Below are 20052 nucleotides of genomic sequence, written 5' to 3'. Positions count from 1 at the left end.
TCACAGCAGCCTGCCCCGCGCCGGCGGGCGCGCTCCCTGTCCCCGACGTCCCGGATGTCGCACGTCCCGTTCAGCTTCCCCAGGGACCACTCACCGAGGAGACCGAGGAACCGCCATGACCTCCCACACCCCCACCACCCCCGACGGGCCCGAGCCCGGCCCCAGGCCCGGACCCGGCCCGGGCTCCGGCGGCGACCGCGGCATCAGCCGCAAGACGCTGCTCAGGGCGGCCGTCGCCGCCGGCGCCACCGTCCCGCTGCTCGCCACCGGCGGTATCGCGCTGGCCCGGGACGCCGCCCGCTCCTCCGACGGGCAGCGGCTGACGCCGACCCCGTACTGCGACGACGGCGACGACCCGACCCCCGACCAGATCGAGGGCCCGTACTTCAAACCGAACTCCCCGCTGCGCACCAGCCTGGTCACGCCCGGCACCCCGGGAACCCCGCTGACCGTCAGCGGCTACGTCTTCGGCCGCAACTGCGTCCCGCTGTCCGGCGTGCTCCTCGACTTCTGGCAGGCCGACGACAACGGCGACTACGACATGGCCGGGTACACCTTCCGCGGCCACCAGTTCAGCGACGCCACCGGCGCCTTCGCCCTGCAGACGGTCGTCCCCGGCCTCTATCCCGGCCGGACCCGGCACATCCACGTCAAGGTGCAGGCCCCCGGCGAGCCCGTGCTGACCACCCAGCTCTACTTCCCCGGCGAGCCCCGCAACAGCACGGACATGATCTTCGACCCGGCCCTGCTGATGAACGTCCGCGGCGCAGGCAACGGCAAGGAGGGCACCTTCGACTTCGTCCTGAACGTGGACGGCGACACCGGCCCCACGGATCCGCCCACCGACCCGCCCACCGACCCGCCGGGCGGCACCTGGACGAGCGGCCACGCCTACACCGCCGGCGACCGGGTGACGTACGGCGGACACTCCTACCGCTGCCTCCAGGCGCACACCTCGATGACCGGCTGGGAGCCGCCGAACGTACCGGCCCTGTGGCAGTCGGAGTCCTGAGACCTTCCTCACAGCGCACGCGTCCCGGGGTACCGTGCCCGGACACGCGGAAGCCCCCCAGGTCCGAGACCTGGGGGGCTTCCGGCTGGTGCGCGAGGGGGGAGTTGAACCCCCACGCCCTTGCGGGCACTGGAACCTGAATCCAGCGCGTCTGCCTATTCCGCCACCCGCGCATTGGGTGTGTCTTCCGGGCTTTTCCTTGCGGTCCGGCGCCTTCCGACACGAGAACATTAGCACGCTGGAAGGGGTCGATTCACATCCCTTTCCCCGGGCGGACCGGGGCGCCCGCCCTCCTTCGGGCACTCGTCCCGGTCCTTGGCCGTTCACGTATCAACCTCGTACCGGTCCGGCCCGTCTCCCCAGGAGCCGGTAGGGGACCGCGGTCAGGTGCGGGACACTGGTCTGCGGCCGCCTCTACGATCCTGGGCATGAGTACCTGAGGGAGCACATCCCGAGGGAACCGCGGGAGTTCGAAGAGGAGCCCCGGCGGGAACTCCGAGAGGCGTCGACACCCGTCGACCGGGCCGACAGGGGGAACCAGCCGATCGACCGGCGCGTGGATACGATCAGTAAGCAGTACCAGGTGGGCAGTGCGCGCACGCACCGCACTGCGCGGAGCAGCGGTACGCAACACAGCACTACGCAGGACAGTGGAAGCGGACAGGACGGCAGCGACGGAGGAGGTGCCCCATGGGAGTCCTGAAGAAGTTCGAGCAGCGACTCGAAGGCCTGGTCAACGGCACCTTCGCGAAGGTGTTCAAGTCCGAGGTGCAGCCCGTGGAGATCGCGGGAGCGCTTCAGCGTGAATGCGACAACAACGCGACCATCTGGAACCGCGACCGCACCGTGGTACCCAACGACTTCATCGTGGAACTGAGCACGCCCGACTTCGAACGCCTCAGCCCCTACTCCGGACAGCTCGGCGACGAGCTGGCCGGCATGGTCCGCGACTACGCCAAGCAGCAGCGCTACACCTTCATGGGACCGATCAAGGTCCACCTGGAGAAGGCGGACGACCTCGACACCGGCCTGTACCGGGTGCGCAGCCGTACCCTCGCCTCCTCCAGCAGCCACCAGGGCGGCCCGGCCCCCGCCGCGCCCCCGGCACCCCCCGCACGGCCCGGCGGACCGGGCGGCGGGTACGGCTACCCGCCGGCCGCCCCCGCGGGCGCCCCGCCCATGCCGGCCGCGCCGCCGCCCGGCCGCCCAGGCGGCTACGGCTACCCGCAGCCCGCCGGCGGCCAGCAGCCCCCTCCCACGCCCGCCCCAGGCGGACGCACCCGCCACTGGATCGAGATCAACGGCACCCGCCATCAGATCTCCCGCGCGACGCTCGTGCTGGGCCGCAGCACCGAGGCCGACGTGCGGATCGACGACCCCGGCGTCTCCCGCCGGCACTGCGAGATCCGGACCGGAACGCCCTCGACGATCCAGGATCTCGGGTCCACCAACGGCATCGTGGTGGACGGGCAGCACACCACCCGCGCTACGCTCCGCGACGGCTCGCGGATCGTCGTGGGCAGCACCACCGTTATCTACAGGCAAGCCGAAGGGTGATCCGGGGGCAATGTCAGAGCTGACCCTCACGGTCATGCGGCTGGGTTTTCTCGCCGTACTGTGGCTGTTCGTGATCGTGGCCGTGCAGGTCATCCGCAGCGACCTCTTCGGTACGCGGGTCACCCAGCGCGGCGCGCGGCGCGACGCCGCCCGACCGCAGCAGACCGCCACGCGCCAGGGCCAGGCGCCTCCACCGCAGCGCCAGCAGTCCGGCGGCAGCCGCGGCCGCCGGGGCGCGCCCACCAAGCTGGTCGTGACGGAGGGCACCCTCACCGGCACCACCGTCGCCCTCCAGGGCCAGACCATCACGCTCGGCCGGGCACACGACTCGACGATCGTGCTGGACGACGACTACGCCTCCAGCCGCCATGCCAGGATCTACCCGGACCAGAACGGCCAGTGGATCGTCGAGGACCTGGGCTCCACCAACGGCACCTACCTGGACCGGGCCCGGCTGACGACCCCGACACCGATTGGCCCCGGGGCGCCGATCCGCATCGGCAAGACCGTCATCGAGCTGCGGAAGTAGTGCTACACCAATGAATGAGCGCGAGCGGAGCGAGCACGCAGCGGCGGCCGGCACCCCGGGCCCCGGCGCGCTCCCGACCGGAGGGTGGGCAGTGTGGCTCGACACGACCGGCTGCAGTCGGAGCCGACGGGCGAGGTGCGCATGAGTCTGTCACTGCGCTTCGCCGCCGGTTCCCACAAGGGCATGATCCGCGAGGGCAACGAGGACTCCGGCTACGCCGGCCCCCGCCTGCTCGCCATCGCCGACGGCATGGGCGGCCAGGCCGCCGGTGAGGTCGCCTCCTCCGAGGTGATCTCCACCATCGTCGCCCTCGACGACGACGTACCCGGCTCCGACGTCCTCACCTCCCTCGGCGCCGCCGTACAGCGCGCCAACGACCAGCTGCGGCAGATGGTCGAGGAGGACCCCGCCCTGGAGGGCATGGGCACCACCCTGACCGCCCTGCTGTGGACCGGCCAGCGCCTGGGAATGGTCCACGTCGGCGACTCCCGCGCCTACCTGCTGCGCGACGGCGTCCTCACCCAGATCACCCAGGACCACACCTGGGTGCAGCGCCTCGTCGACGAAGGACGCATCACCGAGGAGGAGGCGGACACCCACCCGCAGCGCTCCCTGCTGATGCGCGCCCTCGGCAGCGGCGACCACGTCGAACCCGACCTGTCCATCCGCGAGGTCAGGGCCGGCGACCGCTACCTCATCTGCTCCGACGGACTCTCCGGCGTCGTCTCCCACCAGACGATGGAGGACGCCCTCGCCAGCTACCAGGGCCCGCAGGAGACCGTCCAGGAGCTGATCCAGCTCGCCCTGCGCGGTGGCGGCCCCGACAACATCACCGTCATCGTCGCCGACGTCCTCGACCTCGACACCGGCGACACCCTCGCCGCGCAGCTCTCCGACACCCCCGTGGTCGTCGGCGCCGTCGCCGAGAACCAGGCCCAGACGGGCGACAACGGCATCATGCAGACCCCGGCCGGCCGCGCCGCCGGCCTCGGCCGCCCGCGCGGCGGAGGCGGCGAGTTCGGCCCGCCCGGCAGCGGCGACACCACCGGCTTCATCCCCACCGGCGGCTTCGACGACTACGGCCCCGACGACTTCGTCAAACCCCGCAAGAACCGCAAGTGGCTCAAGCGGTCCCTCTACACCGCCCTCGCCCTCGCCGTCATCGGCGGCGGCACCTACGGCGGCTGGCGCTGGACCCAGACCCAGTACTACGTCGGCACCAACAACGACCACCTCGCGCTGTACCGGGGCATCAGCCAGGACCTGGCCTGGGTCTCCCTCTCCAAGGTCCAGAAGGACCACCCCGAGATCGAACTCAAGTACCTGCCGCCCTACCAGCAGAAACTGGTCGAGGCCACCATCCCCGAGAGCGACCTCAACGACGCCCGGGCCAAGATCGAGGAACTGGCGGTCCAGGCCTCCGCCTGCAAGAAGCAGGCCGACCGCCGCGCGGCTCAGACCGAGAAGAACGCGAAGACGGGCGAGGGCGAGGCCGGAGGCACCACGGGAACCTCTCCCGCCTCCTTCACGTCCAAGGCCTCACCGAGCCCGAACCCTTCGGGATCCCCCGAGGCACCCGAATCGTCCGAGTCCCCGTCCACGACCGCACCCACTCCAGGCTCAGGCCCGACCCTCTCGGAGGAAGAGCAGAAGGTCGTCTCGCTGTGCGGTAAGCAGCAGTAGGCAAGCCGTGAGAGGCCCCGTCACACGATGAGCAGTACTACCAACCCGTCGACGCACCACACGTCCACGATCGGCGCCATCGGCGCCCCGAGCCGGCGCAACACCGAGCTGGCTCTGCTCGTGTTCGCCGTCCTCATCCCGGTCTTCGCCTACGCCAACGTGGGTCTGGCCATCAACGACGAGGTGCCCGCCGGCCTGCTGAGCTACGGCTTCGGCCTCGGCCTGCTGGCCGGCGTCGGCCACCTCGTCGTGCGCAAGTTCGCCCCGTACGCGGACCCGCTGCTGCTGCCGCTGGCCACCCTGCTCAACGGACTCGGACTCGTCGCCATCTGGCGCCTGGACCAGTCCGAACTGCTCCAGAGCATCGACCAGGCCGGCACCGCCGCACCACGCCAGCTGATCTACACCGCGATGGGCATCGCCCTGTTCGTCGCCGTCCTCGTCTTCCTCAAGGACCACCGCGTCCTGCAGCGCTACACCTACATCTCCATGCTCGGCGCCCTGTTCCTGCTGCTGCTCCCGCTCGTACCGGGCCTCGGCAAGAACATCTACGGCGCCAAGATCTGGATCCAGGTCGGCTCCTTCTCCATCCAGCCCGGCGAGTTCGCCAAGATCGTCCTCGCGATCTTCTTCGCCGGCTACCTGATGGTGAAGCGCGACGCCCTCGCCCTCGCCAGCCGCCGCTTCATGGGCCTCTACCTGCCGCGCGGCCGCGACCTCGGCCCCATCCTGGTCGTCTGGATCGTCTCGATCCTGATCCTCGTCTTCGAGACCGACCTCGGCACCTCGCTGCTGTTCTTCGGCATGTTCGTGATCATGCTGTACGTCGCCACCGAGCGGACCAGCTGGATCGTCTTCGGCATGCTGATGTCCGCGGTCGGCGCCGTCGGCGTGGCCAGCTTCGAACCCCACATCCAGCAGCGCGTCGACGCCTGGCTCGACCCGATGCGGGAGTTCGCGCTCTCCCGCGCCAACCAGGTCGGCCACTCCGAGCAGGCCATGCAGGCCCTGTGGGCCTTCGGCTCCGGCGGCACCCTCGGCACCGGCTGGGGCCAGGGCCACTCCGAGCTGATCCGCTTCGCCGCCAACTCCGACTTCATCCTCGCCACCTTCGGCGAGGAACTGGGCCTGGCCGGCCTGATGGCCCTGCTGCTGCTCTACGCCCTGATCGTGGAACGCGGCGTGCGCACCGCCCTCGCCGCCCGCGACCCCTTCGGCAAGCTCCTCGCCATCGGCCTCTCCGGCGCCTTCGCCCTCCAGGTCTTCGTCGTCGCCGGCGGAGTCATGGGCCTCATCCCGCTCACCGGTATGACCATGCCCTTCCTGGCCTACGGCGGTTCCTCCGTCATCGCCAACTGGGCGCTGATCGGCATCCTGCTGCGCATCAGCGACACCGCGCGCAGACCGGCACCCGCCGCGCCCGCCAGCCCCGACGCCGAGATGACCCAGGTGGTCCGACCGTGAACAAGCCACTGCGCCGAATCGCGATCTTCTGCGGCCTCCTCGTCCTCACCCTCCTCATCCGGGACAACTGGCTCCAGTACGTCCAGGCCGACGAGCTCAAGGAGGACGAGCACAACCGCCGGGTCGCTATCGAGCGGTACGCCAGCCCCCGCGGCGACATCATCGTCGACGGCAAGGCCATCACCGGACACACCACCACCGAGGGCGACTTCAAGTACAAGCGCACCTACAAGGACGGCGCCATGTGGGCGCCCGTCACCGGCTACGTCTCCCAGGCCTTCGGCGCCACCCAGCTCGAGTCCATCGACGACGGCATCCTCACCGGCAACGACGACCGGCTCTTCTTCCGCAACACCCTCGACATGGTCACGGGCAAGAAGCGCGAAGGCGGAAACGTCGTCACCACCCTCAACGCCGCCGCCCAGAAGGCCGCCTACGACGGCCTGAAGAAGCAGGGCGCCAAGGGAGCCGTCGTCGCGATCGAGCCGTCCACCGGCAAGATCCTCTCCATGGCCTCGTACCCCTCGTACGACCCCACCTCCATCGCGGGCAGCAACGACGCGGCCGGCGAGGCCTGGAACAAGCTCCAGAAGAAGAACAACCCCGACGACCCGATGCTCAACCGCGCCCTGCGCGAGGTCTACCCGCCCGGCTCCACCTTCAAGGTGGTCACCGCGGCGGCGGCCCTGGAGCACGGCACGTACGACTCGGCCGACGAGAAGACCGACTCCCCGCTGCCCTGGACGATGCCCGGCACCACCACCGAGCTGAAGAACGAGGGCGACATCCCCTGCGAGAACGCCACCCTCCGAGAGGCCCTGCGCGTCTCCTGCAACACCGTCTTCGGCAAGCTCGGCTACGACCTCGGCAACGACAAGATGCTGGAGACCGCCAAGAAGTTCGGCTTCACCGAGGAGCAGTTCGTCCCGGTCCGCTCCAGCGCCTCCGTCTTCTCCGACGGCATGAACGACTCGCAGGTCGCGCTCTCCTCCATCGGCCAGTACAACACCGCGGCGACCCCGCTGCAGATGGCCATGGTCACCTCGGCCATCGCCAACAACGGCACCCTGATGAAGCCGTACATGGTCGACGCACTCCAGGCACCCAACCTCGACACCATCGAGAAGACCGACCCCGAGGAGATGAGCAAGCCGCTGTCCGCGGACAACGCCCAGATCCTCCAGTCCATGATGGAGACCGTCGTCGAGGACGGCACGGGAACCAACGCCAAGATCGACGGCGTCAAGGTGGGCGGCAAGACCGGTACCGCACAGCACGGTGTCGACAACAGCGAGAACCCCTACGCCTGGTTCATCTCGTACGCCAAGGGTGACGACGGCAGCTCGCCCGTCGCCGTGGCCGTGGTGATCGAGGACGAGAACGCCGTCCGCGACGACATCTCCGGCGGCGGCCTCGCGGCACCGATCGCGAAGAACGTCATGGAGGCCGTCATCGACAGCAAGAAGTGACCGCGCCATGAACGGGACGTGACTCCGGTCACGTCCCCTTCACATCGGCGCACGTTGCGATACCGGTCCTGTATCGGCTGCCCGGCTCGGCCAAGGGGCCCGGAGCGAGCCGGGTACGGTAGGCCGGACGGCAGCCTCCGACCGTACAAGCATGCCGGTCGGGACCGACGGAGAGGGCTGGTAGTAACCATGGAAGAGCCGCGTCGCCTCGGCGGCCGGTACGAGCTGGGCCAGGTGCTCGGCCGTGGTGGCATGGCGGAGGTCTACCTCGCGCACGACACCCGGCTCGGCCGCACCGTGGCAGTGAAGACGCTCCGCGCCGACCTCGCGCGCGACCCGTCCTTCCAGGCCCGCTTCCGCCGGGAGGCCCAGTCGGCCGCCTCGCTCAACCACCCCGCGATCGTGGCGGTCTACGACACGGGCGAGGACTACATCGACAACGTGTCGATCCCGTACATCGTCATGGAGTACGTCGACGGCTCCACGCTCCGTGAGCTGCTCCACTCCGGCCGCAAACTGCTGCCGGAGCGGACGCTGGAGATGACCATCGGCATCCTCCAGGCCCTCGAGTACTCGCACCGGGCCGGCATCGTCCACCGCGACATCAAACCGGCCAACGTCATGCTCACCCGCAACGGCCAGGTCAAGGTCATGGACTTCGGCATCGCCCGCGCCATGGGCGACTCCGGCATGACGATGACCCAGACCGCCGCCGTGATCGGCACCGCCCAGTACCTCTCCCCGGAGCAGGCCAAGGGCGAGCAGGTCGACGCCCGCTCCGACCTGTACTCCACGGGCTGCCTGCTCTACGAGCTGCTCACCGTCCGCCCGCCCTTCGTCGGCGACTCCCCGGTCGCCGTCGCCTACCAGCACGTCCGCGAGGAACCGCAGGCGCCGAGCGTCTTCGACCCCGAGATCACGCCCGAAATGGACGCGATCGTGCTGAAGGCCCTGGTCAAGGACCCTGACTACCGCTACCAGTCGGCCGACGAGATGCGCGCCGACATCGAGGCCTGCCTCGACGGCCAGCCCGTCGGGGCCACCGCCGCCATGGGCGCCATGGCCGCCGGCGGCTACGGCGCCTACCCCGACGACCAGCCCACCACCGCCCTGCGCTCCGACTCGGGCGGCGGCGCCACGACCATGCTGCCGCCCATGAACCCGGACGACGGCGGCTACGGCTACGACGACCGCCCCGACCGGCGCCGCCAGCAGCCCCGCAAGAAGAACACCTCCACGATCCTCCTGGTCCTGGCCGGCATCCTCGTCCTGGTCGGCGCCATCCTGATCGGCAAGTACGCCTTCAGCGGGGGCGGAGGGCCGGGCGACAGCAAGGTCACGGTCCCGGCGTTCATCGGGCTGAGCAAGAGCGACGCCCAGCAACAGGCCGACAACATCGACCTCGAGCTGACGTTCAAGCAGCAGGAGTGCGAGGACCAGCCCAAGGGCAACATCTGCGACCAGGACGTCAAGCAGGGCACCGACGTCGAGAAGAAGTCCACCGTCAACCTGGTGGTCTCGACCGGCGCGCCCAAGGTCGCCGTCCCGAACGTCATCGACAAGAACATCGACGAGGCCAGGAAGCAGCTCGAGAACAAGGGCTTCGTGGTCGAGACCAAGCAGACCGAGTCCTCCCAGGACGAGGGCACGATCCTCAGCCAGAACCCCGACCCGGGCAAGGAACTGGAGAAGGGCTCCACGGTGACCCTGGAGGTCGCCAAGGCCGAGGAGAAGGCCACGGTGCCGGACGTCGTCGGCCAGTCCTGCGACGAGGCCAAGTCCCGGATGGAGAACGACGACCTCCAAGCCACCTGCACGGACCAGCCCACCAACGACCCCAATCAGGTCGGCAAGGTGATCTCCACCACACCGCAGGGTGGACAGCAGGTCGACCCGGGCTCGCAGGTCACGATCGTCGTCGGCAAGGCCGTGGCGAAGACGAAGGTGCCGGAGGTGCGCACCAAGACCCTCGCGGAGGCCCGTCAGATCCTGCAGCAGAGCGGCTTCACCAACGTGCAGGTCGCGCAGGGCGCCCCCGGTGACGACAACGCGGTGGTCATGGCCATCGACCCGCAGCCCGGCACCGAGGTCGACGACCCGGCCGCCACGCCGATCACCCTCACCACGGTGGGCGGCAACAACAACGGCGGTAACAACAACGGCGGCATCATCGGCGGCCTCCCCGGCCGCGACTGACCCGCCCGCCCGCCCGACCGACCGGAGCCCCGGCCCCTCAGCTCAGCGGAGGGACCGGGGCTCCGTCGTACATGTCGGCATGCATCGATCGTGTCTTCGTATGTCATGACTCGTTGACTCTGAGTGACCGCACGACCCGACCCGGGAGGACCACCGTGATCTGCGAGACCGCCCTACTGGAATCACCTGCCCTGCGCAGCAGCGTGCTCGAGCGCACGGACGTACTCGACCGCGTCAAGGCACTGTCCCTGCTTCCGGACGGCCTGCATGTGACCACGGCGATGGTGGCGACGTACTTCGGCGTCACCGTGGAAGCGATCCGCGCACTCGTCCATGATCACCGCACAGAGATGGAAGCAAGCGGCTACCACGTGCTGACGGGTTCGCAACTGAGTGACTTCAAGCAACTCAGTGGGATCCGGTCCCAGACCAGGTCTCTCGCCCTCTTCCCTCGCCGGACCGTCCTCAACGTCGCCATGCTGCTCCGTGACAGCGAAGTCGCACGTCAGGTACGTGTCTACCTCATGGACATGGAGTACCTGGCCCGCACACAGCCTGTGGAAATCCCAGCCCCCACAGACACCGCCACCCTCGACGCCCGCATCACCCACATCCTCGGCAAGACCGTCGTACCGATGTTCAACGCCCTGATCGCCACCTCCGGCGAACACCGCCATGAGCTGATCGAACTCCGCCAGGACATCGAAAACGTCGAGCGCAAACTCTGCTGGCACCACAAACGCCTCGGCGCCCTGGAAGGAGACACCCCCGACGACGACGTCAGGGCGACGATCAAGGCCATGACATGGCAGGCCTTCGAGCATCACGTCGCCGAGCTGCTGCGGCGCGACGGATGCGTCGACGTCGTCGTACGGAAGGCCCGCACCGACCGGGGTATCGACATCACCGGACGCACCGCCGACGGACGTACCGTGGCCGTCCAGTGCAAGAACCGGGCCGGCCGCTGGACCGTACCCAGCGCCGACATGCAGAAGTTCGCCGGGGCGGCGCGTGCCATCGCCCCCGTGGACATCGCCCTGTTCGTCGCCACCTGCAACTTCAGCCACGAGTCGGAGGCGATCGCCAAGCTCAGCGGCGTCATCACCGTGAACCGCGACGAGCTGGAGGCCTGGAGCGCCGGGGTGCGCCTCAAGGCGCTCCGTTAGGCACCACGGCAAGAGGCCCGAAGCCGCAAGAGGAAGTTGCGGCTTCGGGCCTTCGTCATGTTAGGGGACCGAGGTCCCCAAAGGACCCCAGTCCCCTCAGCGCAGCTCCTTCGGCGGCGTCCGCTCCCCGTCCACCTTCTCCGTGCGGACCAGCTCGCCCCACACCACGTACCGGTACCGGCTCGTGTAGACCGGGGTGCAGGTCGTCAGGGTGATGTAGTGGCCGGCCTTCTTCTTGCCGGACTCGCCGGGGACCGCGTCCAGGACGTCGACGTTGAACTTCGAGGTCTCGGGAAGGACTGCGTACGTCTTGTACACGTACCAGGTGTCCTTCGTCTCGAAGACGATCGGGTCACCCTTCTCGATCTTGTCGATGTTGTGGAACTTCGCGCCGTGCCCGTCGCGGTGCGCGGCGAGCGCGAAGTTGCCCTTCTTGTCCGAGGTGGGCAGCGTCGCCTTGACCGGGTCGGTGTAGTAGCCGGCCACGCCGTCGTTGAGGACCTTCATCGACGTGCCCTTCTCCACCAGGACGTCGCCCTCGCCCATCGCCGGGACGTGCAGGAACCCGATGCCCGCCTTGGTGTCCAGCGCCCCGGGGCCGTCCGAGCCGCCCCCGCCCACCCGGTCCTGGGCCCAGTCGTCACGGACCTTCTCGGCCTGCTTGTCCGCCGCACGGTCGGCGACCACGTTGGTCCACCACAGCGAGTAGACGACGAACAGGCCCATCACCAGGCCCGCGGTGATGAGCAGTTCGCCGAAGACGCTGACCGCCTGCGCGACGATCCGTCCGGGACGACGCCGCCCGCGACCGCGGGCCTCGGCGTGCTCCTGCTGCTCCGTGTCGGTGGTCGATGCCACTGGTCATCCGCCCTTAACTGACGAGCGCATCCGGCTTGCCCTTGCTGCGCGGCCGTTCCTCGACCATCTTGCCCCAGACGATCATGCGGTACTTGCTGGTGAACTCCGGCGTGCAGGTGGTGAGGGTGATGTAGCGGCCGGGTTCCTTGAAGCCCGACTGCTTCGGGACCGGGTCCAGCACGCTGACGTTGCTCGGCGACGTCACCGGCAGGATCGAGGCCATCTTGTACACGAAGTACTTGTCCTGCGTCTCCACGACGATCGGATCGCCCGGCTCCAGCTTGTTGATGTACCGGAACGGCTCTCCGTGCGTGTTGCGGTGCCCCGCCAGCCCGAAGTTCCCCGTCCTGGCGTCCGGCATCGCCGTCTTCAGCCCGTCCTCCGCGTAGTGCCCGACCATGCCCCGGTCCAGCACCTTCTTGCTGCTGATGCCCTCCGCGATCGGCACCACCACGTCCAGCTTCGGAATGTGCAGCAGCGCGAACCCCTGACCCGGTTCGAACGATCCCGGAGCGCGCTTGCCGTTCGCCCAGTCGTCCTGGAGGTTGCTCGCTGCCTGGTTCGCCTGCGCGTGCGCCCGCACGTTCGTCCACCACAGCTGGTAGGTGACGAACAGCAGCATGAGCACACCGGTCGTGATGAAGATCTCACCGATCGCCCGACTGGCGATCACCGCGGCGCCGGGCTTGCGCGCCCGGGCCTGCCGACGGGCCTCCACGCGCGACAGAGGCGCCTTCGGGGTCTCCTCGGCCTCCTCCTCCGGAGACTGGCCCCTGGGCGCCCCACGGCGCCCGTGACGCCGTTTCGCGGCCTTCCTGCGGGCCGCGCGACCACCGCCCACGGGACCGTCCCCGGCGGATCCCGTCCCGGTGGCCGTCCGGGGCACCGGCGGCTCCGGGATCCGCAGGGCCACCGTCTCGTCGTCGACGGGGGGCAGCCGGTACTCCTCCCCGGAGGCGAACTCCTCGTACCAACCGTCCCCGAACGCACCGGAATCCCCGTACGGCTGCCCGTACGAGGATCCCTGGTCACCGGCCGTGCCGGAGTCGCGCTCGGGGCGCAGCGCGGTCACGCCGTGGCCCTGCCCACCACCGGGGCGAGCCCCGCCGACCTCGCCACCGCGTCCCGGTCGCCGCACTCCACCAGCCAGTTGGCCAGCATCCGGTGCCCGTGCTCGGTGAGCACCGACTCCGGGTGAAACTGCACGCCCTCGACGAGCAGTTCCCGGTGGCGCAGGCCCATCACGATCCCGTCGGGCGTACGGGCCGTCACCTCCAGCTCCGCCGGCACCGTCGCCGGCTCCGCCGCCAGCGAGTGATACCGCGTCGCCGTGAACGGCGAGGGCAGCCCCGCGAAGACGCCCTTGTTCGTGTGCTCCACCGGCGAAGTCTTGCCGTGCAGCAACTCCGGCGCCCGGTCCACCACACCGCCGTACGCCACCTGCATCGACTGCATGCCCAGGCACACGCCGAAGACCGGCACCCCACTCGCCGCGCAGTGCCGCACCATCTCGACGCACACCCCGGCCTGCTCCGGCGTGCCCGGCCCCGGCGACAGCAGCACCCCGTCGAAGCCGTCCTGAGCGTGGGCCGTCGACACCTCGTCGTTGCGCAGCACCTCGCACTCGGCGCCGAGCTGGTAGAGGTACTGGACCAGGTTGAAGACGAAGCTGTCGTAGTTGTCGACGACGAGGATGCGCGCGCTCACTGGTTGTCCACCGTCACATCGTTGAAGGGCAGCAGCGGTTCGGCCCACGGGAAGACGTACTGGAACAGGACGTAGACCACGATCATCGCCAGCATGAGCGAGAGCAGCGCCTTCACCCACGCGTTCCCCGGCAGATGCCGCCAGATCCAGCCGTACATGCCGTCCCTTCCGTCGCACCACGACGCCAGACTCACGCCGTACCGCACCAGACTAGCGGCGCGCGGGCCCGCGGAACGGCCCTAATCCACAGGCTGGGCATACTGCAGGTCCGCCGTGCCCGAGTAGCCCGGCAGCGTCACCCGCCCGTCGTCCTCGACCTTCCAGCCGAGCCCGTACACGTTGACGTACACCATGTAGTTCTGAATCGCGGGCGCCTTCGCCAGCGCGTCCTTCAGCCGCTCCGGGTCGCCGACCGCCTGGATCTTGTACGGCGGTGAGTAGACGCGGCCCTGCAGGATCAGGGTGTTTCCCACGCAGCGCACCGCACTGGTGGAGATCAGCCGCTGGTCCATGACCTTGATGCCCTGCGCGCCGCCCTGCCACAGCGCGTTCACCACGGCCTGCAGGTCCTGCTGGTGGATCACCAGGTAGTCGGGCTGCGGCTCCGGGTAGCCGGGGAGCTTCGCGGTGGCGTCCGGCGGGGCGTCGTCGAGCGTGACGGTGATCGCCTCGCCCTTCATTTTCTGCGTACCCGCCTTCTCCTCCAGCTCCGCGAGCTTGTCGTCCTCCGACTTCGTACGGCCGTCGTCGCGCTCGGCGAGCGATTCGACCTCCTCGCGCAGGGCCCCGTTCGACTCCTCCAGATCGCCGTTCCCCCGGCTGCGCTCATGGATGAGATCGGACAACTTGAGCAAAGAGGCGTCCGTACGGATATTGGTGCCCTTCGCGGTATTGAAGCTGGTGAAGAAAATAAGTCCCGCGAGCGCGAAGACGGCCGCCGTGAGGACCCGCACGGGCCGGAAACGGCGCCGTCGGACAGGGCTGGATCCCGTTCCGGGGGAGTCGGCAGAATTGCTCAACGTACCCTTATCTCCTTCGGCGCCACGGAAGGACTACGCTAACGGACGCCCGGGGGAGCGCTCAGAGTCCCCTTGTCCCATGTACGCCGCATCCCGAGACCGACCCCCGTTCCCTGCGCGGCCACGCAGCGCATCGACAGGAGAGACCCTCGTGCCGAAGTCACGTATCCGCAAGAAGGCCGATTACACGCCGCCGCCCTCGAAGCAGGCAACCAGCATCAAGCTGACCAGCCGCGGCTGGGTGGCGCCCGTCATGCTGGCCATGTTCGTCATCGGCCTGGCCTGGATCGTCGTCTTCTATGTCACCGACGGTTCCCTCCCGATCGACTCCCTGGGCAACTGGAACATCGTGGTGGGCTTCGGTTTCATCGCCGCGGGGTTCGGCGTCTCCACGCAGTGGAAGTAGCCCCGGCGGCGACTCCCCGGTAGCTCTGCCCAGGGGTATTCGCGGAGTTATCCACAGGCGCTGTCCACACGCTGGGGAAAAGAAAGACGATCTGTGGATAACCCGCCGGACGTTGACGCCGGTGTGACGGAAGTACCGGCTGGGCCCAGGTACCGAAAACGTGTTCGCCCCCTGCCTGACCTGCGGTAACACGGGTCAGCGACAGGGGGCACATACGTTCCCGCACGCTGTGCACAAGATCCGCCACCTACTGTGGACAACGGGCGCTCAGGTGAGCTGAACCGTCCTCAACAGGGTCAGTCCGACGACGGCCACAAGGACCAGCGCGCAGGTGCCGTACTGGACGAGCGTGCGCCGCTCGCGCGGGGCGTGGAGCATGGCGTAGCCGATGACGCCGCCGGCGACGAGGCCGCCGATGTGGGCCTGCCAGGCGATGTTGGCCCAGGTGAAGGTGAAGATCAGGTTGATCACCAGCAGGATGACGACCGGCCGCATGTCCGCGTTGAGCCGGCGCACCAGCGCGGCGGTGGCGCCGAAGAGCCCGAAGACCGCACCGGAGGCACCGAGGGTGGCCGTGGTGGGTGCGGCCAGAAGGTAGGTGAGGGCGCTGCCGGCGAGGCCGGAGACGAGGTAGAGCGCGAGGTAGCGGGCTCTGCCGAGGGCTGCTTCCAGGGGGGCGCCGAGGAACCAGAGGCTGATCATGTTGAAGCCGATGTGCCAGATCTCCTCGTGGGTGAACATCGTGGTCACCAGGCGGTACCACTCGCCCTCCGCGACGCCTTCGGTGGGGACGAAGGGGGCCGGGGGCCAGCGTCCGATGAGCACCATGTCGCTGAGGAAGGACGACGGGAGTGCCTGGACGGCGATGAACACCGCCACGTTGATCCCGATCAGGATCTTGGTGAGGAGGTGGGGGTCGGCGGCGACCGTGCCGCCCGCGAGGGTGCGGGGGCGGGAGGCGGCCGGGGCCGGTCCGCTGCCGCCGGTGCGGCCTGCGGCGCAGTCCGGGCAGTGGAAGCCGACGGAGGCGTTGACCATGCAGTCCGTGCAGATGGGGCGTTCGCAGCGGGTGCAGCGGATGCCGGTCTCGCGGTCGGGGTGGCGGTAGCAGCCGGGCAGGCTCTGGGCTCCCGGTGGTCCGGCGTCCGGTGGGCCGGCGGCCGCGTGGTCCATGACATCCCCTCGGTCGTCCTGCGGGCGGTGTGTGCAGATGCACCGCCCCGCCCTTCTTTACGGATGGGCGGGGCGTTTGGTTCCTGCCCGGTGTGCGGGGGCCTCAGGCGTTGCGGGTCTCGATGACGACCGACTCGATGACGATGTCGTTGAGGGGGCGCTCGGTGCGTGGGTTGGTCCGGGCGGCGGCGATGGTGTCGACGACCTTCTGGCTGGCCGCGTCGGTCACTTCGCCGAAGATCGTGTGTTTGCGGTTGAGCCAGGTGGTCGGGGAGACGGTGATGAAGAACTGCGAGCCGTTGGTGCCGGGGCCGGCGTTGGCCATGGCCATCAGATAGGGCTTGTCGAAGGCGAGGTCGGGGTGGAACTCGTCCGGGAACTGGTAGCCGGGGTCGCCGGTGCCGTTGCCCAGCGGGTCGCCGCCCTGGATCATGAAGCCGCTGAGCACCCGGTGGAAGACGGTGCCGTCGTAGAGCCGGGCCTTGGACTTCTCTCCGGTGGCGGGGTGGGTCCATTCCCGCTCGCCGCGGGCCAGCTCGACGAAGTTCTTGACCGTCCTGGGTGCGTGGTTCGGCAGCAGCCGGACCTCGATGTCACCTTGGTTGGTCTTCAGGGTGGCGTAGAGCTGCTCGGCCACGGTGTGCCTTCCGTCGTCCTGTGGTGCGCACCGATCCTCGCACGGTCGGGGGCGCGTGCGGCGCTCTTACCGCTGGGTCACGAGCGTGGGGCGCCGATCCGTGGCATGGTCGTGGACAGGCTCGTGTTGCCCGGTATTCATCGGTTATTGACGCTGATCAGCTCTTGTTCGCAACTTCATCACCACTTGTCCCAGAGGTCCCGGCGGCATCGTCCGTGACCCGGATGCCCGCCCTCACATGCCTGGTGGTGCGTCCCCAGGCATGATCCGTAAAAGGGTGGAAAGTCGAATTACCGTACGCCACCGAGGAGGAGGAACCCGTGACCCGCATCGACAGCGTGCGCGCCGCGACCGGTTCGGCGAAGGACAGCGTGCTGCACGCCGCGGAAGTGGTGGCGCCCTACGCCGACACGGCCAAGGACAGGGCCGCTCACTATGCACAGGAGGCGCGCGTACGGCTGGCGCCCAAGGTGTCTCAGGCCACGTGCCAGGCGCGTCATCAGTACGGCACGCATGTCGCGCCGCGGCTGGAACAGGCCCGTACGCATGTGCCGCCGAAGATGGACGCGGCCGCGCAGGAGGCAGCGATCCGTACCCGGCTGGCCGCTCGGCAGGCGGCCGACTACTCGCGTCCGAGGATCGAACAGGCGGTGGCCGCGGCCGGTCCCGTGCGGGACGAGGCCACGGCGAGGGGTGCCGCCGCGCTGGCCGCGCTGCGTGGTCAGGTGACGGCGAAGGAGATCCAGAGGCTGACGCGCAAGCACCAGCGTCGGGCCAGGGCCGGTCGTGTCGCCAAGGTTCTCGCGGTGGTGGGTGTCGTCGCGGGCGGTGCCTTCGCCGCGTGGAAGTGGTGGGACAAGCAGGCCAACCCGGACTGGCTGGTGGAGCCGCCGGAGGCGACTGAGGTCCCCGAGTCCGGCCGGCTGACGTCGGTGGACGGTACCGGCGAGGCGGTCCTCGATCCGGAGGTGCAGGCCAAGCAGGCCCAGGACGAGGCGGCTGAGGGCGACGAGCCCCGCTGATCCCCGCTCGCAGTACTGGCGCCGTCCGCTTTCTTACCGCCGCGGGGCGGGAGACCCTGAGTCTCCCGCCCCGCGGCGATGTTTCACGTGAAACGGCGTTCAGCGGCCGTAGCGTCGTTCCCGCAGGGAGTAAGAGCGCAGGGCGCGCAGGAAGTCGATCTCGCGGAAGTCCGGCCAGTAGGTTTCGCAGAAGTGGACCTCTGCGTAGGCGGACTGCCAGAGCAGGAATCCGGAGAGCCGCTGTTCGCCGGAGGTCCGGATGATGAGGTCGGACTCGGACCGTGTCTTGGAGTACAGGTGCTTGGAGATGTGCTCCATGGTGAAGGTCTCGATGAACTCGTCGATGTCGCCGCCCTGGGAGCTGTGCTCGGTCAGGGCGGAGCGCACGGCGTCGACGATCTCGCGCCTGCCTCCGTAGCCCACGGCCACGTCGACCTTGGTGCCGCCCTTGCGGTCCTGGGTGGCTGCGGTGGCGGTCTTGAGGCGGCTCGCGGACTCGGCGGGCAGCAGGTCCAGGGCGCCGACGGCTTCGACGGGCCAGGGGTTGCCCGGCGCGGCCAGCTGCTCGACGACCTCGGCGATGATGTCGATGAGCGGGTTCAGCTGCTCTTCGGGCCGGTGGAGGTTGTCGTCGGAGAGCATGAACAGGGTGACGTGCTCGATCTGCGCGGAGTCGCACCAGCGCAGGAAGTCCAGCACCTTGGCGCCGCCGGCCCGATAGCCCTCTCGGGGGTCGTCGATGCCCGACATCTTGGCCCACCGGCGGTTGCCGTCGAGCATGATGCCGATGTGCTGGGGGCGTGGGCGTCCTTCCAACTCCCTGACCAGCCGCTTCATGTAGAGCGCGTCGAGAGCGGCTCGTACCTTCGCCCGCATGGTCTACCCCTTCCACCTCGTCGGTAGTGACCGGACGGCTCCGACGGCGATGAGCCACGTGGCACCGCCCCGCGGGGGTGTGGCGCTGATGCCCTGTGGGGTGACGATATCAAGAGCAGACAGCCCCGCCCGGGCGACAAGAGGGTCCCGTCCGTGGGCCCGCTCCGGTGGTGGCGCGGGCGTCGGAGCGTTGTTCCAGGCGTTCAACTGGCCTTTTTCCTCCGGTCGTTGTTGATCACCCGGGCGGCGCGTGCGGTGTCGGGCGCGGTGTGAGGGCGACGACGGTGAGCAACGTCTCCGCCCGCCCCGGGGCGGTGCGGCGGGATCACTGTGGTCCCGCCTGGCGGTCTCTGAAGAGAACAGAGCGCCTCCGATCTACGTTTCCGCAGGTCGGAGGCGCTCTTTACGGTGGAGCCTAGGGGAGTCGAACCCCTGACATCTGCCATGCAAAGACAGCGCTCTACCAACTGAGCTAAGGCCCCTCGGGAGGCGTCGTCGGTCCTGGTGTCGCAGACCGTCGGTCACCGCGGACAAGAGTACCGGGTCGCCCCCCGTATCTCACAAATGATTGGGGCTCCCGGGGAACGACCACGCTCCGTAAGATGCTCGGCGTGGTTCGCTGGAGCGAACTGCGGTTTTTGGGGAAGCGATGGGGAGACGCAATGGACGCCGCACAGCAGGAAGCCACCGCAAGAGCGCGGGAACTGCAGCGGAACTGGTACGGGGAGCCGCTGGGGGCGCTCTTCCGCAGGCTTATCGACGATCTCGGTCTCAACCAGGCTCGTCTCGCGGGGGTGCTGGGGCTGTCCGCGCCGATGCTGTCGCAGCTGATGAGCGGCCAGCGGGCGAAGATCGGCAATCCCGCGGTGGTGCAGCGGGTGCAGCTGCTGCAGGACCTGGCGGGTCAGGTCGCCGACGGCAGTGTGAGCGCGGCCGAGGCGACGGAGCGCATGGACGAGATCAAGAAGTCGCAGGGGGGCTCGGTGCTCAGCAACACCACGACGACCACGAGCAGTTCGGGTGCGCCCACGGTCAAGCGGGTGGTCCGTGAGATCCAGTCGCTGCTGCGCTCGGTGGCGGCCGCCGGGGACATCATCGACGCGGCGGACGCTCTCTCCTCCTCGCATCCGGAGCTGGCGGAGTTCCTGCGGGTGTACGGCGCGGGCCGCACCTCGGACGCGGTCGCGCACTACCAGTCCCACCAGAACTGATCCCGGGCCCGCTCGCCGAGGGGGTCGGCGGTCGGGCACGCGGGAGTGGCGCGACAGGTCCCAGGGG

General features: G+C 69.1%; 19 protein-coding genes and 2 tRNA genes. 11 read left to right on the top strand and 10 right to left on the bottom strand.

The genetic code is table 11. From position 1 onward, the window contains the following. Positions 1–115: 115 nt before the first annotated feature. On the top strand, positions 116–1012 hold the full coding sequence (locus ABS735_RS37795) for a carbohydrate-binding protein (RefSeq protein WP_373904762.1): 897 nt from the start codon (positions 116–118) through the stop codon (positions 1010–1012). Positions 1013–1098: 86 nt separating this feature from the next. Here the strand turns inward: ABS735_RS37795 and ABS735_RS37790 are convergent. After that, a tRNA-Leu gene (locus ABS735_RS37790) sits at positions 1099–1185 on the bottom strand. Between the two features lie 517 nt (positions 1186–1702). Here ABS735_RS37790 and fhaA point away from each other — a divergent pair. The 7 genes from fhaA to ABS735_RS37755 all read left to right on the top strand — a co-directional run bounded on the left by fhaA (position 1703) and on the right by ABS735_RS37755 (position 11076). Further along, on the top strand, positions 1703–2569 hold the full coding sequence (gene fhaA, locus ABS735_RS37785) for an antibiotic biosynthesis regulator FhaA (protein ID WP_373904761.1): 867 nt from the start codon (positions 1703–1705) through the stop codon (positions 2567–2569). Between the two features lie 10 nt (positions 2570–2579). Next, on the top strand, positions 2580–3098 hold the full coding sequence (gene fhaB, locus ABS735_RS37780; protein ID WP_373904760.1) for an antibiotic biosynthesis regulator FhaB: 519 nt from the start codon (positions 2580–2582) through the stop codon (positions 3096–3098). 141 nt (positions 3099–3239) lie between these two features. Further along, positions 3240–4781 carry a Stp1/IreP family PP2C-type Ser/Thr phosphatase gene (locus ABS735_RS37775; RefSeq protein WP_373904759.1) on the top strand — a complete coding sequence of 514 codons (1542 nt, stop codon included), beginning with the start codon at positions 3240–3242 and terminating at the stop codon, positions 4779–4781. 27 nt (positions 4782–4808) lie between these two features. Then, complete coding sequence (locus tag ABS735_RS37770) at positions 4809–6245, top strand: FtsW/RodA/SpoVE family cell cycle protein (protein WP_373904758.1); 1437 nt, start codon at positions 4809–4811, stop codon at positions 6243–6245. Continuing rightward, positions 6242–7714: a peptidoglycan D,D-transpeptidase FtsI family protein gene (locus tag ABS735_RS37765; RefSeq protein ID WP_373904757.1), complete on the top strand. Its 1473-nt coding sequence runs from the start codon at positions 6242–6244 to the stop codon at positions 7712–7714. Before ABS735_RS37770 ends, ABS735_RS37765 begins: the two co-directional genes overlap by 4 nt. A 189-nt stretch (positions 7715–7903) precedes the next feature. Further along, positions 7904–9910, top strand: a complete 2007-nt coding sequence (pknB, locus tag ABS735_RS37760; protein WP_373904756.1) for a Stk1 family PASTA domain-containing Ser/Thr kinase — start codon at positions 7904–7906, stop codon at positions 9908–9910. A gap of 155 nt (positions 9911–10065) precedes the next feature. Beyond that, the gene (locus tag ABS735_RS37755; protein WP_373904755.1) at positions 10066–11076 is read left to right on the top strand and encodes a restriction endonuclease; all 1011 of its coding nucleotides are present in this window, start codon (positions 10066–10068) and stop codon (positions 11074–11076) included. 96 nt (positions 11077–11172) lie between these two features. Here ABS735_RS37755 and ABS735_RS37750 read toward each other — a convergent pair whose 3' ends face one another. From ABS735_RS37750 to ABS735_RS37730, 5 genes are read right to left on the bottom strand one after another with little or no spacing between them, the layout of a single operon-like run. Then, entirely contained in the window at positions 11173–11934 is a 762-nt protein-coding gene (locus ABS735_RS37750; protein WP_373904754.1) for a class E sortase, read from the bottom strand. 13 nt (positions 11935–11947) lie between these two features. Further along, positions 11948–13006: a class E sortase gene (locus ABS735_RS37745; RefSeq protein ID WP_373904753.1), complete on the bottom strand. Its 1059-nt coding sequence runs from the start codon at positions 13004–13006 to the stop codon at positions 11948–11950. Continuing rightward, entirely contained in the window at positions 13003–13641 is a 639-nt protein-coding gene (locus tag ABS735_RS37740) for an aminodeoxychorismate/anthranilate synthase component II (RefSeq protein ID WP_373904752.1), read from the bottom strand. The genes ABS735_RS37745 and ABS735_RS37740 overlap by 4 nt, the downstream gene beginning before the upstream one ends. Next, positions 13638–13835 (bottom strand): hypothetical protein, encoded by a 198-nt coding sequence (locus tag ABS735_RS37735; RefSeq protein WP_162832944.1) that lies wholly within the window; start codon positions 13833–13835, stop codon positions 13638–13640. Before ABS735_RS37735 ends, ABS735_RS37740 begins: the two co-directional genes overlap by 4 nt. A gap of 45 nt (positions 13836–13880) precedes the next feature. Continuing rightward, on the bottom strand, positions 13881–14660 hold the full coding sequence (locus ABS735_RS37730; RefSeq protein ID WP_373904751.1) for a DUF881 domain-containing protein: 780 nt from the start codon (positions 14658–14660) through the stop codon (positions 13881–13883). Positions 14661–14811: 151 nt separating this feature from the next. Here ABS735_RS37730 and crgA point away from each other — a divergent pair, with 151 nt between their 5' ends. Continuing rightward, positions 14812–15066, top strand: coding sequence for a cell division protein CrgA (gene crgA / locus ABS735_RS37725; RefSeq protein ID WP_003975080.1), 255 nt, complete (start codon positions 14812–14814; stop codon positions 15064–15066). Between the two features lie 267 nt (positions 15067–15333). On the opposite strand, the gene ABS735_RS37720 is transcribed toward crgA, so the two are convergent. After that, positions 15334–16239, bottom strand: a complete 906-nt coding sequence (locus ABS735_RS37720) for a rhomboid family intramembrane serine protease (RefSeq protein ID WP_373904750.1) — start codon at positions 16237–16239, stop codon at positions 15334–15336. Between the two features lie 103 nt (positions 16240–16342). Then, on the bottom strand, positions 16343–16876 hold the full coding sequence (locus ABS735_RS37715) for a peptidylprolyl isomerase (protein WP_373904749.1): 534 nt from the start codon (positions 16874–16876) through the stop codon (positions 16343–16345). 320 nt (positions 16877–17196) lie between these two features. Here ABS735_RS37715 and ABS735_RS37710 point away from each other — a divergent pair, with 320 nt between their 5' ends. Beyond that, positions 17197–17898, top strand: a complete 702-nt coding sequence (locus ABS735_RS37710) for a DUF5324 family protein (RefSeq protein WP_373904748.1) — start codon at positions 17197–17199, stop codon at positions 17896–17898. A gap of 99 nt (positions 17899–17997) precedes the next feature. Here the strand turns inward: ABS735_RS37710 and ABS735_RS37705 are convergent, their stop codons facing one another. Both ABS735_RS37705 and ABS735_RS37700 read right to left on the bottom strand, forming a co-directional pair. After that, the gene (locus ABS735_RS37705) at positions 17998–18774 is read right to left on the bottom strand and encodes an isoprenyl transferase (RefSeq protein WP_373904747.1); all 777 of its coding nucleotides are present in this window, start codon (positions 18772–18774) and stop codon (positions 17998–18000) included. Positions 18775–19183: 409 nt separating this feature from the next. Beyond that, positions 19184–19256 (bottom strand) — tRNA-Ala (locus ABS735_RS37700). A 180-nt stretch (positions 19257–19436) separates the two neighbouring features. Here ABS735_RS37700 and ABS735_RS37695 point away from each other — a divergent pair. Continuing rightward, entirely contained in the window at positions 19437–19985 is a 549-nt protein-coding gene (locus ABS735_RS37695; RefSeq protein WP_087808365.1) for a helix-turn-helix domain-containing protein, read from the top strand. Positions 19986–20052: the final 67 nt, after the last annotated feature.

This window comes from Streptomyces sp. MMCC 100, from assembly GCF_041538145.2.
Taxonomy (GTDB): domain Bacteria; phylum Actinomycetota; class Actinomycetes; order Streptomycetales; family Streptomycetaceae; genus Streptomyces.
Note: the sequence above shows the minus strand (reverse complement) of the source record. Positions and strands in the feature narration are given on the sequence as shown.